Origin of the sequence: Paenibacillus sp. MB22_1 (assembly GCF_047200555.1) — a bacterium.
GTDB lineage: Bacteria > Bacillota > Bacilli > Paenibacillales > Paenibacillaceae > Fontibacillus > Fontibacillus phoenicis.
This window is the reverse complement of sequence record NZ_JBLADV010000001.1, coordinates 687,541-702,794: the sequence shown is the minus strand read 5'-3', so window position 1 is coordinate 702,794 and position 15,254 is coordinate 687,541. Positions and strand designations below refer to the sequence as shown.

The following is a 15,254-nucleotide window of genomic DNA, read 5'->3' as shown; positions in this document are numbered from 1 at the left end:
TCCTTTATCCATAAGCTTAACTACTATTTTCTTATCCGCCCGTTAACGGGTCAGTTCTCGTTCATCGTTCCATACCAGTCTTCCTCGGACGATCGTTGCGACCGGCCAGCCCTTCAGCTTCCAACCGGCAAACGGGGTGTTGCGTCCCTTTGAGGCGAAGTCCTCAGGATCAACCGTCCGTTCCGCCTCCAGATCAACGATCGTCAGATCCGCTGGAGCTCCTGGAACCAAACGTCCGGCTTCCAGGCCAAACACCCGCGCCGGATCCGCAGTCATCCGCTGCACCAGCATCTCCAGACTCCAGCGGCCAGTTGCCACAAACTTCGTATATAACAGCGGGAAGGCCGTCTCAAAACCAACGATGCCAAACGGTGCCAGCTGCATGCCTTTCGCTTTTTCCTCTTCGCTGTGCGGAGCATGGTCCGTTACGATGATGTCGATCGTGCCGTCCTCCAGCGCGGCGATGCAGGCTTCCACATCTCGGCGGGAACGCAGCGGCGGGTTCATTTTCCAGTTGGCATCCAATCCGGGGATATCCTCCTCCGACAAAACCAGATGGTGCGGACACACCTCCGCGGTGACGTTGATGCCAAGCTGCTTCGCCTGACGAATCAGCCGAATCGACTGCTCCGTGCTGACGTGGCACACATGGTAGTGAACCCCGGTCGCTTCCGCCAGCAAAATATCCCGCCCGACATGAATCGCCTCCGATTCGTTCGGGATCCCTTTCAGTCCGTGCTTGCGGGCGAATTCCCCTTCAGCCACCGGCGCACCTTCCACCAGTGAATTGTCTTCGCAGTGGGCAATCACCGGCATCCCAAGCGCAGCGGCCTGCCGCATCGCATCCTTCATCATTTGCGCGCTTTGCACGCCCACGCCGTCATCGGTGAAGCCGATAGCACCGGCCTCTTTCAAAGCGGCAAAGTCCGTCAGCTCACGGCCCAGCTCGCTTTTGGTGATCGCCGCATAAGGCAGCACGTTCACCAGCCCGGCTTCCTCAGCCTTCTGCTTCACATAGCGGACTGTGTCCGGATTGTCGGTCACCGGCCGAGTGTTCGGCATGCAAGCGATGGTGGTGAATCCCCCTTTCGCTGCCGAACGCGAACCGCTTTCGATCGTTTCTTTATGTTCATACCCCGGTTCCCGCAAATGGACGTGCATATCGATAAATCCCGGAGTGACCAGTCTGCCTCCTGCATCGATCACCTGCGTCCCTTCCTCGGCGACCGGCTGCTCAATGGGTCCGGTTTTCTCGATGTTCGAGATCACTCCGTTTTCGATGACGATTTGAGCGAATTCTTGTTCTCCTTGTTCGTTTAAGATCTTGGCATTCATTACGACAAGCCGCATTCTGTTTTCTCCCCCCGCTGATTTTGAAGTACGATCCGAAAAATAACGTCCATCGCCCGTCGCCTAAGCTTCCAGGCACTCTACCTATTTGCTACAGCAAAGCGCGTTCCAGAACCGCCATGCGGATTGGAACCCCGTTTTGCATCTGCTTGAAGATGCGGGATTGCGGGTGCTCCACCACCGCATCGTCGATCTCAACGCCCCGGTTCACTGGTGCCGGGTGCATGATCAGCGCGTGCGGCGCAAGGCTCGCGGCCCGCTCCTCCGTCAAGCCGTAATGCAGTCGATATTCTTCGGCCGACTTAATCAGCCCGCCAACATGGCGTTCCAGCTGCACTCGCAGCATCATCACCACATCGGCGCAAAGCGCTTCGTCCATCGGAACGTAAGGCGCATACGCGCTGAGCTCCGGTGCTTGCATATTGTCCGGCGCGCACAGCTTCACTTCGGCGCCGAATTTTTGCAGCGCCCACAGATTCGAACGTGCAACCCGGCTATGCTTGATATCCCCGATGATCGATACCTTCAGCCCGCCGAGTTCCCCGAAGTGCTGCCTCATCGTATATAGATCCAGCAGCGCTTGCGTCGGATGCTCATTGTTGCCGTCTCCGGCATTCACCAGCGGTACCGATACCCGCTTCGCCAACTCCTCCAGCACACCGATCGGCTTCAACCGGATCACCCCGGCGTCAATCCCCATCGATTCCAACGTGCGAACCGTGTCGTAAATCGACTCGCCTTTCTCTACGCTGGAGGCGGCTGCCGCGAAGTTCAGCACCTGGGCACCCAGCCGTTTCTCTGCCATCTCAAACGAGAAGCGGGTGCGCGTACTGTTTTCGAAAAACATATTCGCAACAAAGTGCTCCTTCAGCACCGGAATCATCTTCTCTTCCTTGGCATCCCAATAGGCGGCCCGGTCGAGAATCGAGGAAATTTCCGCTGTGCTTAAATCCTTCAGCCCGAGGAGGCTGCGTTCTTTCAGTGCGGTTGCGGTCAGCGCCATCTTAGTTCCCCTCCCGTGCATGCAGGATGCGAACCAGATCGGTGCCGTCATGCTCGGTCAAGAGCACTTCGATTTCTTCCGATCGCGAGGTTGGAACGTTCTTGCCAACGTAATCAGCCCGGATCGGCAACTCCCGGTGTCCCCGGTCGGCGAGCACCGCCAACTGGATCGACTCCGGACGGCCGCAATCCATGATCGCGTCCATGGCAGCCCGAATCGTCCGTCCCGTGTAGAGGACATCGTCGAACAGGATCACTTTCTTGCCTTGAATCGATACCGGGAACGTGGCCTTGGCAGCCCCTTGGGCAGCATCCACTTTGTCGTCGCGATAGTTCGTTACGTCAAGCTCGCCCCATGGAATGGCGGTTCCTTCGATGCTCTCCAAGCGTTCAGCCAGCCGTTTCGCGAGGTAGACCCCTCTTGTTTTGATGCCGGCCAATACACAACCCTCGATGCCTTTGTTACGTTCCAATATTTCATGTGCAATTCTTGTCAGTGCCCTCCGAATCGCGGTTTCGTCCATAATGATATGACTTTCGTTGCTCACAGCTGCGACCTCCTTAGGGATAGGGTCACCTTGCATCGGTCCGTGATAGGCGCATAAAAAAACTCCTTGCCCGATATCCAGGCAAGGAGTCTTCAGCCATAGTTAACCTATGACTATCATGTAGGATTTGGGTATAGAGAACCGACTTAAATAAGCGCAGTTCGCCCATTTCCCCATTCACGTTACCTTGCCAGCCTCACGGGACTGAATTAAAGGTGCTTATGGTTTACATGAATTATGACAGAATGAAATTAGCCTGTCAAGACACCCTGCCGAGTTGGTAACCCCCCGATGCTAAGGTTGATTCATCTCCCGTGTTGAAGCCTGCTGTGATGCAGTTTTTAATAATTATACATTCAATGTTATATTTATTCAACCTTTAGTTTTCCCGGCTTATCCTTGATCTAAAGCTGGTTAATCAGCGCTCACTCCGTTCCTGATCTCTGTATAATCTCCCTAACATTCTGAATATTTAACCGGGATTCCAGGTGATGTAGGACAGCAAGGCCATAACGCAGAACAGGAGACTTGACGTAACGCTGATCAGAAACGCTATTTGGAGAAAAATGGGGCCTCATGCAACGTAACGCTTACAGGGGAGCTTATTTGCGATTTTTCAGTGCAAATGAGGTAGGTTTTGCCTAAATAAGACAGCTGGCCAGCGTTAAACGTAAAAATCTATGATTTTCGCCAAAATAAGCATTCTGGCAAGCGTTAGAGCAAAAGCGGCACCGGCATCGGCATCAACAACAGCAACAGCAACAGCAGCAGTAACCAGTAGCTGCAACAGCAAAACCAACATCAGCATCAGCAGAACCCATCAGCACCACAGCAGCAACAACATCAGCAACAACATCAGCAACAACATCAGCAACAGCATAATCAACAGTAGCCCCCAGCTCCAGCAGAACCTGCACAGCACCGGCACACCACCACTAGCATCAAAAGCATCAGAATCAGCAACACAAACACCAACACTAGTATCAGCCACCAGCAGCAACAGCGGAATCCTCAAATCACACATCCTCCACACAAATCAAAAAACGCCCCTTGGATCAACCCAAGAGGCGTTATGGTCTAATTTCTTCTCTTAAAAAATAAACTTCAAATCGCCAAGGCGGCGTTTGATTTCGGAAATGACGCGGCGTTCTTCTTCTTCACCGTCGGCGATAAACGTCACGGAGAACCGCACGTAATGGCCGGCATCGTCCCACGGCACCGTGGAAATCAGCTTCTCCCGGATCAAGAACTGCGAGAAGTCTTCGGCCGTCTCAAACGTTGGTCCGCCTTCCACACCCTTCGGCGCTTGCACATAGAGAAAGAACGATCCCTTCGGCTTCTTCGCCTTAAAGCCCAAGTCGTTAAGGGCGTTCACCAGCAGCTCGTGGCGGCGCGAATATTTCTCAGCGATGCGCTCCGTGATTTCCGGATGGGCCAGCCCGTAAGCTGCCGCTTTCTGAATTGCGATAAACTGGCCGGAATCGTTGTTGTCCTTCACGTCGCTGAACGCTTTAATGATCAGCGGGTTGCCGGCAACAAACCCGATTCTCCACCCCGTCATGTTGTACGACTTGGATAAGGAGTGCAGCTCGACACCTACGTCCTTCGCCCCTGGCACGGACAAGAAGCTCAGCGGCTTCAAGCCGTCATAAGTCAAAGCAGCATACGGTGCATCGTGTACGATCACGACATGATATTTCTTCGCCCAGTCCACGACTTTGGCAAAAAACTCCTTTGTCGCGCTCGCGCCCGTCGGATTGTTCGGGTAATTCAAATACATCAGCTTGGCCTTACGTGCGATCTCTTCCGGAATCGCGTCCAAATCCGGCAGGAAGTCATTTTCCTCCGTCAACGGCACCGTATAAACCTCGCCGCCCAAATACTTCGTATGGGTCCCGATAATCGGGTAACCCGGCACGGTCATAATCGTGATATCACCAGGATTGATGAAGCAAGAAGGCAGCATGGCGATCGCCGGCTTGGAGCCGATCGAGTGCACCACTTCCGTAACCGGATCGATGCCTTCAACGCCAAAAACATCATGAAGATACTTTGCCGCCGCTTCCTTGAACTCGGCGATACCGTTGTCAGCGTACCCGCGGTTCTCGCGTTTCGCTGCTTCCTCCGCCAGCTTGGCCACGATGCCGGCATCGGCCATGTCGTCCGGTTCGCCGACGCCCATGTCGATCAGCTCAATATCAGGAAAATCCTTCTTCGCAGCTGCTTTGGCACGTTTGATTTTCTCAAATTTATAAATAGCGGTGTCTTTGCCGTAATTTGCCCCGCCAATGCGCTCTGCAAATTGCTGTTGAATATAAGTTTCCTGTCCATTCAGCGTACTCATCTCAAACGTCCATCTCCTTCGTATTCATGAAAAAATCCATCCTCAAATGGTTCGAACTCGCACTTTAAATATGCAGGAATTCGGCCTATTTAGAGAATGGATTAATCACCTGATCGTTTGTACTTTTTGATCAAGCTGTCTCCTGGAGGTGAACATTTTATAGGTTGAACAACCATTTCTGAACAATTTTCTTAACGGTTTCTTAATGATTGCAACACATTTTCCATATCCGCAGGGATCGGCGCGCTGAACTCCAAATACCGTCCGTCTTCCGGATGATCAAACCCCAGCACAGCGGCATGCAACGCTTGTCCGTCCATTTTGATTCCTTTGCTGCGTCCATACAGCGGGTCTCCCACCAACGGATGGCCGATAAACTTCATATGCACGCGGATTTGATGCGTTCGTCCGGTTTCCAGCTTGAGCTCAAGCAGCGTATAATCGCCAAACCGTTCAACCACTTGAAAATGCGTTACCGCATGCTTGCTGTTCCGTTCAATCACTGTATACATTTTGCGGTCATGGGGATCGCGGCCAATCGGCGCATCCACCGTGCCTTGGTCATGGCTGACGTTGCCATGCACCAGAGCATAATATTTCCGCGTCACCGTATGTGCCTTCAGCTGAGCCGCCAACGAGGCGTGCGCTTTATCGTTCTTAGCCGCCATGATCAGGCCCGACGTGTCCTTGTCGATCCGATGCACGATCCCAGGCCGAAGCTCGCCGTTGATGCCCGACAGGTCCTTGCAGTGGAACATCAAGGCGTTCACCAGCGTCCCGGAAGTATGACCCGGTGCCGGGTGCACAACCATGCCGCGCGGCTTGTTGACGACGATGACATCACTGTCTTCATAATAAATTTCGAGCGGAATGTCTTCGGGCACGATTTCCGTTGGCTCTGCCTCCGGAATCACCAGCACGATGCGGTCGCCTTCTGCCAGCTTGTAATTTGCTTTCACCGGGGCCCCGTTTACAACCAAGTTCCCCGCTTCAATCCACAACTGAATCTGGCTACGAGAGAACTCTTCACCCAGCTGCGTTTTTGCATATTTATCGATTCGCTCTTTCGCGTCGGCCGGTCCGGCCACCCACTCGAGCTTCTCCTCTTCAAAATCCTCTAGTGTTTGATCCAAACTCATACGTTTTCCTCATGCTCCTGTTGAGCTGCGGTCTGCTTCTCCCGGCGAAGCTCCAGCAGCGAATCCAAAATGATCAGCGCCACGCCAACAACAATGCAGGAATCCGCAACGTTAAAAATCGGGAACGTGTACGAACCGAAATTAAACATCAGAAAATCAACGACTTCCCCGCTGACGGCACGATCGAGGAAATTGCCGATTGCCCCGCCAAGCACCAGAGACAACGCCACCGGCAGCATTTTGTTGGGTTGATTTTTTACTTTAAGCAAATACCAGACGATCCCAATCACCACAACCGTAGTCACCACAATAAAAAACCAGCGCTGATTCTGCAAAATGCCAAACGCCGCGCCGCGGTTCCGATGGGAGGTAATCAGGAAAAAGTTGCCGATCACCGGGATCTGTTCCCCGATCGTCAGTCCGGTTGCAATCCAATATTTCGTGCCTTGATCAACCAGAAAAACGATTAATGCAATCAAAAAGTATACCACGCGGTCCGTCACCTCGTTTTTCATTTCCCGCTCGCAACAAGCGGCAGGATATTCCTCTTCTAAGCCTTGTATATTGTAGCACAGCCGGAAATGGCCCGTCCATGCGCGAAAGGATTTTCCTTAGGTATTTCGTCATGGTTCTGCACAAAATACCGCTAGGAGAGACGTTACAAATCACCGCTCTAGATGCAGGAAGGAAGGAGCAACACATGCCGCATTTGACGAAAGCCCAACTCGCGGAGCTTACCGCAAAACTGCAGGAAACCAAGTCCGCTTTAACCGAACAGTTGTCGGATAATGACCATTACGGTATGAATGAATCGATGCGCGATAATACCAATGAGCTGAGCCAGATCGATAATCACCCCGGGGACCTCGGTTCGGAAGTCTACGAGCGGGGAAAAGACCTCGCGCTCGCCGAGCATCATGAGCTGCATTTGGCCCGGGTCGAGGATGCGCTCGAACGGATCGAGGACGGCAGCTACGGCTACTGCGCGACGTGCGGCAAGCCGATCAGCTACGAACGGCTCCGTGCGATCCCGGAAACGGCCTACTGCAAGGATCACAGCCCCCAATCGTTCGTGTCAGCCAAACGGCCGATTGAGGAAATCTTCTTGTCCCCTCCTTTTGGCCGCACGAGCCTGGATGAACGCGAGGACCAAAATGGCTTCGACGGGGAGGATGCTTGGCAAATCGTCGAGAGCTACGGTACTTCGAATTCACCGGCGATGGCCGAGGACCGGGAAATCGATGATTATAACGATATGGAAATCGAAGCATCCGAAGAGCTCGACGGATTTGTGGAGCCTTACGAGTCCTTTGTTGCCACCGATATTTACGGCAAAAACGTCTGCTTTTACCGCAATGGGGTTTACCGGAAACATATGAGTGCCACGGAGCATTTGGATAGCGAAGATTCGCTCGGAACCGGCCCTAATACGTATTAAGCTCCAGCTGTCTTTGCACGATCCGCACGATGTCCGCGATATAGTCGCCGATGATCGGCAGATTCAGCGCCCCCAGGATCTGCAGGATGTAGATGATCGTTGCCGCAAAAAAGGTAAACCCGATTGCGATCCCCACCCCCCGGGCTGTTCCGGACAACAGGTTCAACCAGATCAAGCGCCACGGGCGGTTTAGCAGTTCGGTGTATTCGGCGATCCGCGATTTCTCTAGCTGCCTGGTCCAATTCAAGGTCAGGCGGTATACGGCGTTCATCTGCTCCTCCGGCGTTTTTGGCAAAGGTTCCGCCGCCGCAGGTACCGCAGGTTCAGGCCTCGGTTTTCGACGAATCATTTACACCCCATCCTTTGCTCCCCAGTGTATCCCAAAACACAAACGAGCCCGTTCTCCATCCCGAGAGACCGCAGGCTCGTTTGCTTCAATTACTAATATTATGACCTTCCTGGAAAAGCTCCATTCAGGCGAATCTGCCATTTCCCCTTAACGGTTAAGCATCAATCGAAATGGCGATCGTTTTACTGCCGAGATCCACCGTTTCTGCCGGGCCTTGCGGCTTGCCGAAGGCGACGTCCGTGATCAAGACGTTCTCACGCAGCACATGTTCAAACGCGGTGATGGCCGCTTTTAATTCATCGTCAACATCCAAGGTGAGGTGTACCCGTTTCTCGATCGGCAGATCGAGCTTCTTACGGGTATCCTGCACCGCGCGGACGACTTCACGCACCCAGCCTTCTTGTTCCAGCTCCGGCGTGATGTCCGTGTTAAGCGCAACGGTTATGCCGTAACCGGAAGCGGAAGCGTAGCCCGGCTTTGCTTGTTTCTCAACGAGCAATTCGTCCGCAGTAACCGTCAGCTCTTCGCCTTCCGGCGAGGTCACGGTAAATTGACCTTGCTCCACGATGGCGCGGGTTTGCTCCGGTGCGAGATTCTTCAGGTAGCCTTGCAGGAAGCCGATGTTTTTGCCGTATTTCTTGCCGGCCACCTTCAGGTTCATCTTCAGCGTGAAATCAACGAACCCGCTGTCGCTCGTTTCGATCTCGATCGCTTTGACGTTGATCTCTTCCTTGATGATGTCTTCGTATTCACTCACCGCAAACTCCCGGTCCATGGAGACGATCAGGCTGGACAACGGCTGACGCGTTTTGATGCCGCTCTCGTTGCGGACGTTGCGGGCCAGCTCAACGATTTGCCGTGCGCTCTCCATGTCTTGTTCCAGCGCCAGATCGATCAGCGATTCATCCGCTTGCGGATAATCGGCCAGGTGGACGCTTTCCCCGCCGCCCAGGTTGGTGAAAATATCCTCGGCGATCAACGGAGCAAACGGAGCGATCACCTTGGAGATCGTGAGCAACACGTGAGTCAGCGTTTGGTAAGCGGACAATTTGTCTTCGTTCAGGCCGCTGCCCCAGAACCGGTCGCGGGAGCGGCGGATATACCAGTTACTGAGCTCATCGATAAACCCTTCGATCGCTTGCGAGGAGTTCACGAAGTCGTTAACCGCCAGGCCTTTGTCTACCACCTGAATCAAGCTGTTCAGACGGGACAGAATCCAGCGGTCCAGCTTATTCTCGGAAGGACGGTAAGCGTGCTCCTCCGGTTTGTAGCCGTCGATGCCGGCGTAGAGCGTCAGGAACGCATGGGTGTTCACCAGCGTATCCACGACTTTGGATTTGGCTTCAGCTACGATGCCTTTGGAGAACCGTTTGCTGTTCCAAGGCGCACTGTCGGACAAGAGTGCCCAACGGAATGCGTCCGTGCCAAACTCGTTGATGATTTCCCAAGGATCGATGACATTGCCTTTGGATTTGGACATCTTCTGCCCGTTTTCGTCCAGCACGTGGCCGGTGGCGATGACGGCTTTGTACGGCGCTTTGCCGGTGAACAAGGTAGACACGGCCAGCAAGCTGTAGAACCAGCCGCGCGTTTGGTCGATCCCTTCGCAGATCATGTCCGCCGGGAATTGCTCCGCGAACGTCTCTTGGTTCTCAAACGGATAATGATGCTGGGCAAACGGCATCGAACCGCTGTCGAACCAAACGTCGATGACTTCGCTCGTCCGTTCCATCACGCCGCCTTCGCAATGCGGGCAATGCACCTTCACTTCGTCGACATATGGCTTATGCAACTCCAGATCCTCACTGACATGGCCTACTGCATACTCACGCAGCTCGGCGATGCTGTGCGGTGCGAACTGCCCGCCGCAATCCGGACAAACCCATACGTTCAGCGGAGTACCCCAATAGCGGTTCCGGCTGATGTTCCAGTCGACCAGCTCTTCGAGGAACTTCCCGAAGCGGCCTTCACGGACATGCCCTGGATACCAATCCACAGAATTGTTGTTGGCGATCAGCTGATCCTTCACTGCCGTTGTTTCGATAAACCAGCTCTCCATCGCATAGTAGAGCAGCGGCGATTTACAACGCCAGCAGAACGGATAGCTGTGCTCGTATTTCTCTTTGCTGTACAGCGTTCCTTGCTCGGACAGCATCTTCACGATGTCGAGGTCGCAGTCCTTGACGAAGCGGCCGGCAAAATCAGTCACCACATCCGTATAACGACCTTGGCCGTTCACGACGCTGACGAAGGTGATGCCGTTCTCGCGGCAAGTACGATAGTCGTCTTCCCCGTGAGCCGGTGCCATGTGAACGATCCCTGTACCGCTGGCATCGGTAACAAACGAAGCGCCAACGATCACGTTGATGTTCTCCGCCTTGATATAGGTGAACGGCGGCGTATAGGTTTTGCCTACGAATTCCGAACCTTTATGCGTCGACAATACCGTGTAATCGCCTTTCATGACTTTTTCAACGAGGTTCTTCGCAACGATATATACGCCGTCTTCCTGCTGCACTCTAGCGTATTCCATGTCCGGATTCACAGCCAATGCCACGTGGGACGGCAGCGTCCAAGGCGTGGTCGTCCATGCCAGCACATATTCGCCGGTGTCGTTCAGCTTAAATTTCGCTGTGGCGCTGAGATCCTTCACGTCCTCATATCCTTGCGCCACTTCGTGGGAGCTGAGCGATGTTTGGCAGCAAGGGCAATACGGGCTGACGCGATGACCGCGGTACAGCAAGCCTTTGTCGTGGATCGTTGCCAGGATGTTCCACACGCTTTCGATGTAGCTGTTATTCAGGGTGATGTACGGATCGTCGAGATCCACCCAGTACGCAATCGCTTCGGTAAATTCGCGCCATTGCTTTTCGTAGCCAAACACGCTGTCTTTACATTTTTTCACGAATTCCTCAATGCCGTATTTCTCGATTTCCTGCTTGCCGGAGATGCCAAGCTCCTTCTCCACGCCCAGCTCTACCGGCAATCCGTGCGTATCCCAGCCCGCTTTGCGGACTACGCGATAGCCTTTCATCGTTTGATAGCGGCCAATGAAGTCCTTGATAACGCGGCCCAGCACGTGCCCGATATGCGGCAATCCGTTAGCCGTAGGCGGTCCTTCAAAAAAGACGTAGTTCGGCCGGCCCGCCCGATTTTCGATACTCTTTTTAAACGTATTTTCTCGGCTCCATTTGTCCAGAATCCGCAGGTCGCGCGCCCGCGCATTTTCTTTGACGTCAACCTTCTTCATGTTTCTCTTCCTTTCTTTAATCAGCCTGAAAAATAACAAAGCCCCGTCCCTAGAAGGGACGAGGCATTAGCTCGCGTTACCACCCTTGTTTCATGCGCTTGGCTCGCAGCCGCCCGTAAGGACGAGACCACAAATAGGCATGACACCTTGATCCCATACGCTTCATATGGGGTCGGTATAACGGCCGACAGCCGGCAAAGCTTACTACATCGGATTTTGATCACGAAGCAGATCAAGTAGCTAATTCAACATCGAATCTTGAATTCAGCCGAGTCTTCCGTTGCTCACGTAGGTCTTCCTACGCTCCGCTACTCAGCCTCTAGCTTCATCCAACCTTCTCGGTGCTGAAAATCCGATTTAGAAGAGTTCAGCCTTGCTTCTCCGGGAGGATCTTCCGTCCGTGCATTGAACGTTGGCTTTCAGCAGGATGCCAACTCTCTGGGGAACAAACATCACGGCGTACTGGTCCCATCATCGAATGATTCGTTATGCAAGTACAATATGTAAATAGTTATATCGTATTTGCCTTCCTCATGTCAACATCCTGCCCTCAACCTGGGTTTCCGCCCTGAAGACAAGTCATGATTGCCCTGGAAATGTCCGTTCTCCCCCTCCATTGTACATTTTCCCCCTCCTCTGTTCCTTCGATGCCTCTTTTATAATGAAAGGGATTACAATTCATGTGAGAAGGAGCGAGCATACCGATGGAGACCCTCTGGCAAGGAAAATGGATCTGGCATTCCGGTGAATCCAGCCCGCGCAACGAGTGGCGTTGTTTCCGCAAAACATTTGCGTGGACTGCAGCCCATAGCGGGCGAGCCGCGATCAAACTTACGGCGGACTCTAGATACGTACTGTACGTAAACGGGCAGCGGATTGGGCAAGGCCCTCCGCGCTCCTGGCCGTTTCGGCTGGCTTATGATGAATACGACATCGGCCATTTGCTGAGACCGGGACAAACGAACGTCATCGCCATCATGGTGATGCATTTTGGGATCAGCAACTTCTATTATTTACGGGGACGTGGCGGATTGCTGGCCCAGTTGGAGCTTGGTGACAGCTCTCCAGCCCAATTAACAGACATACCCACTCCAGCCGCTAACTCCTCTAGGCCGCAAATCCTAGCAGCAACAGACGATACGTGGTTAACCGCTGTCCATTCAGGCCATGGCCGGCGTTCCCCGCGAATGTCCTGTCAGCATGCTTTTGCCGAGAAAATCGACGCCCGGCTGTGGGACGACAACTGGATCCAACCGGATTACCAGCCCGGTCCCGAGTGGCAACCGGCCACGGTGATCGGTCCGGCGGGCTGCGAGCCTTGGGGAATGCCGGTGCCGAGGGACATTCCTTATTTGACGGAGGAACCCGTATATCCCCGGCGCATTGAACGCCTGAGCAAGGTTAAGCCCGTTCAATATACGGCGGCCATCGACCTGCGCAATCAATTTTTTCAAGAGAGCACCGATACGGCGAACTCGGCCGAATTCCTTGGATTCCTCGCTACCGTTGTTCGCTGTCATCAGAAATGCACGGTTACGCTGGGGCTCATCGATGTTGGCGGGACTTTTCGGGGCTGCAGCCTGGACGGGGTTTGGTACGATGAGAAGTCACTGACGGGTGAAGCCCCCGAACGCTTCCTCCGCCTTGAGCTTGAGCCGGGAGAGCATTTTTTGCTGATCGATGTCAGCGGAGGGACGCACGGAGGCGGGCATCATTTTGCGGTGGATGCGGAGGTGCCGCTGGAGTTCTTATCGCCTCTCTCGTTCATTCAGGCAAACCCAAACGCTCAAGAAGGCGATTCGTCCGCATTTGTAACCCTCGGCCCCTTCGACGGCGGAATCCGTTACGACCATAAACCGAGTCCTCCGATGAATCAAGCGCATCCCGATTATTTGCGGGCCCGAGGGATTGCAGATGCAGCAGGTCTTGTGCCGTTTGCGAATTGGCTCCGTCCTGTGCCCAAAGCGCTGGTCAGCGAGGAGGATGTCTTTATCCTCTCCGTGTGGAAAAGGCATGAAGCTCCCCTGTCCATTCCAAATACGCTGCAACAAGCGGTGATTCCCAGTTTCGAGCTGGCAGAGGTCCCCTGGTATCCCGACGCGGATACCGAATTCGTGATCGACTTTGGCAAAGAGTTGTCGGGTTATTTAGAGTTCGAAGTCGAAGCACCGGAGGGAGCGATCCTCGATTTTTACGGATTCGAGTTTATGCATGAAGGTCGACGCCAGGATACCTATGGATTGGACCATACGCTTCGTTACATCTGTGCCGGGGGACGACATCGGTATACGTCTCCGGTGCGACGAGGTCTGCGTTACTGTCAGGTTACCGTACGAAACGCAGCGGTTCCTGTGCGCCTCCGGTACATTCGAATGCTGCAAAGCAATTATCCGATTGCCGAGATCGGGCAGTTCCAGTCATCGGATCCACGCCTAAATGACATTTGGCAAATCAGTCAACATACGACCCGGCTGTGCATGGAGGATACCTTCGTTGATTGTCCGATGTACGAGCAGACCTTCTGGGTTGGTGATGCCCGGAATGAAGCGCTGATCAACTATTATTTATTTGGGGCAGACCGGATCGTCGAACGTTGTCTTCGGTTGGTTCCCGGCTCCAAGTTTCAGACTCCGTTTTACGCCGACCAGGTTCCCAGCGGATGGAACAGCGTCATCCCGAACTGGACGTTCTTCTGGATTATCGCCTGCTTGGAACTGTATCGCTATAATGGGGACAAATCCTTTGCTGCGGATATTTTCCCCCACATCGAATACACCCTCAAGCATTATTTAGAGCGGCTGGATGAGCGGGGATTGCTATGGATCCGCAGCTGGAACCTGCTCGATTGGGCTCCGCTGGACCAGCCGAACGACGGCATCGTTTCGCACCAGAACATGTTCCTAGTGAAAGCGCTGATGTCCACCGCCGCTTTGGCCTCGGCCCTGGGCAATGACGAAGCCAAAGTGTTCTATACGGATCAGGCGAACCGCTTGGCGGCCACCATCAACAAGCATTTATGGTCGGAAGAACATCAAGCTTATCTCGATTGCATCCATACGGACGGGCGGCGCTCTGACATCTTCAGCATTCAAACGCAAGTCGTGGCCCTGCTGTGCGGCATTCCTGAACAGGCTAAGGACGAGAGCGTTCCGTTAAAAGAAGACCAAGGCTCCAACTCTGCAGCCGCTTATACAGCTGAAGCATCGCTCGCGGAGCGCCGGCTTGCTTCCGTTGAAAGACATATTCTGCATCCGCCCAGCTCCTTCGTGCAACTCGGCAGCCCGTTTATGTCCTTCTTCTATTACGAGGCACTCGCTAAGCTGGGCAAATGGGATGTGATGCTCGAGGATATGCGTGGCGGTTATGGGCAAATGATCGATTGGGGAGCAACAACCTGCTGGGAGATGTATCCAAACTCCACGGAAAACCGAGCAAAAGCCGACCTTCTGACCCGGAGTCATTGCCATGCCTGGTCTGCAGGTCCCGCTTATTTCCTAGGCGCTTACGTCCTCGGCGTACGCGGCCTGGAGCCCGGGTGGAGCCGGGTGCTCGTGGCACCACAGCCTTGCGGCGGATTGACCTGGGCGCGCGGCACCGTTCCCGTTCCGGGTAGCGGCAGAATCGATGTCTCCTGGCGTCTGGAATCCCCGGCAGCCGTTGCAGCGGAGGAAGGTCAAGCGCAACCCGGCCTGCCCCGGATGCATTTGCGGATCGTTTCCCCAGAGGACATCGATATCGAGGTTCAATCCCCAAGCGAGGTTGAAGTCGTGATTGAGCATATTCGTGTGGCTTCCGGTTCCAGTCCTTCAGTATAGGCAAGGTAGTATCTTGCAT

The 15,254-nt window shown here is 54.0% G+C and carries 12 protein-coding genes; 2 read left to right on the top strand and 10 right to left on the bottom strand.

Translation table 11 applies throughout. The annotated features are described in order from the left end of the window. Window positions 1-42 precede the first annotated feature (42 nt). The 8 genes from ACL02P_RS03090 to lspA all read right to left on the bottom strand — a co-directional run bounded on the left by ACL02P_RS03090 (window position 43) and on the right by lspA (window position 6,874). Entirely contained in the window at window positions 43-1,350 is a 1,308-nt protein-coding gene (locus ACL02P_RS03090) for a dihydroorotase (RefSeq protein WP_260070727.1), read from the bottom strand. Between the two features lie 91 nt (window positions 1,351-1,441). Further along, the gene (locus ACL02P_RS03085) at window positions 1,442-2,353 is read right to left on the bottom strand and encodes an aspartate carbamoyltransferase catalytic subunit (protein ID WP_036645636.1); all 912 of its coding nucleotides are present in this window, start codon (window positions 2,351-2,353) and stop codon (window positions 1,442-1,444) included. 1 nt (window position 2,354) lies between these two features. Further along, window positions 2,355-2,900, bottom strand: a complete 546-nt coding sequence (gene pyrR, locus ACL02P_RS03080) for a bifunctional pyr operon transcriptional regulator/uracil phosphoribosyltransferase PyrR (protein WP_009225628.1) — start codon at window positions 2,898-2,900, stop codon at window positions 2,355-2,357. 664 nt (window positions 2,901-3,564) lie between these two features. Then, entirely contained in the window at window positions 3,565-3,708 is a 144-nt protein-coding gene (locus ACL02P_RS03075; RefSeq protein ID WP_009225627.1) for a hypothetical protein, read from the bottom strand. 12 nt (window positions 3,709-3,720) lie between these two features. Next, window positions 3,721-3,915 carry a hypothetical protein gene (locus tag ACL02P_RS03070; protein WP_412836811.1) on the bottom strand — a complete coding sequence of 65 codons (195 nt, stop codon included), beginning with the start codon at window positions 3,913-3,915 and terminating at the stop codon, window positions 3,721-3,723. Window positions 3,916-3,990: 75 nt separating this feature from the next. Continuing rightward, entirely contained in the window at window positions 3,991-5,244 is a 1,254-nt protein-coding gene (locus ACL02P_RS03065; protein WP_009225625.1) for an LL-diaminopimelate aminotransferase, read from the bottom strand. 191 nt (window positions 5,245-5,435) lie between these two features. Next, window positions 5,436-6,383, bottom strand: a complete 948-nt coding sequence (locus tag ACL02P_RS03060; protein ID WP_323076966.1) for an RluA family pseudouridine synthase — start codon at window positions 6,381-6,383, stop codon at window positions 5,436-5,438. Beyond that, entirely contained in the window at window positions 6,380-6,874 is a 495-nt protein-coding gene (lspA, locus tag ACL02P_RS03055) for a signal peptidase II (protein WP_036645669.1), read from the bottom strand. The genes ACL02P_RS03060 and lspA overlap by 4 nt, the downstream gene beginning before the upstream one ends. Window positions 6,875-7,083: 209 nt before the next feature. On the opposite strand from lspA, the gene ACL02P_RS03050 reads away from it, so the two are divergent. Beyond that, window positions 7,084-7,821, top strand: coding sequence for a TraR/DksA C4-type zinc finger protein (locus ACL02P_RS03050; RefSeq protein ID WP_009225622.1), 738 nt, complete (start codon window positions 7,084-7,086; stop codon window positions 7,819-7,821). On the opposite strand, the gene ACL02P_RS03045 is transcribed toward ACL02P_RS03050, so the two are convergent. Continuing rightward, window positions 7,808-8,170: a DUF5665 domain-containing protein gene (locus ACL02P_RS03045; RefSeq protein WP_009225621.1), complete on the bottom strand. Its 363-nt coding sequence runs from the start codon at window positions 8,168-8,170 to the stop codon at window positions 7,808-7,810. The two genes, ACL02P_RS03050 and ACL02P_RS03045, sit on opposite strands and share 14 nt — an antisense overlap. A 154-nt stretch (window positions 8,171-8,324) precedes the next feature. Next, window positions 8,325-11,420: an isoleucine--tRNA ligase gene (gene ileS, locus ACL02P_RS03040; protein WP_412836810.1), complete on the bottom strand. Its 3,096-nt coding sequence runs from the start codon at window positions 11,418-11,420 to the stop codon at window positions 8,325-8,327. Between the two features lie 704 nt (window positions 11,421-12,124). Here ileS and ACL02P_RS03035 point away from each other — a divergent pair. Next, window positions 12,125-15,235: a family 78 glycoside hydrolase catalytic domain gene (locus ACL02P_RS03035; protein WP_412836809.1), complete on the top strand. Its 3,111-nt coding sequence runs from the start codon at window positions 12,125-12,127 to the stop codon at window positions 15,233-15,235. Window positions 15,236-15,254: the final 19 nt, after the last annotated feature.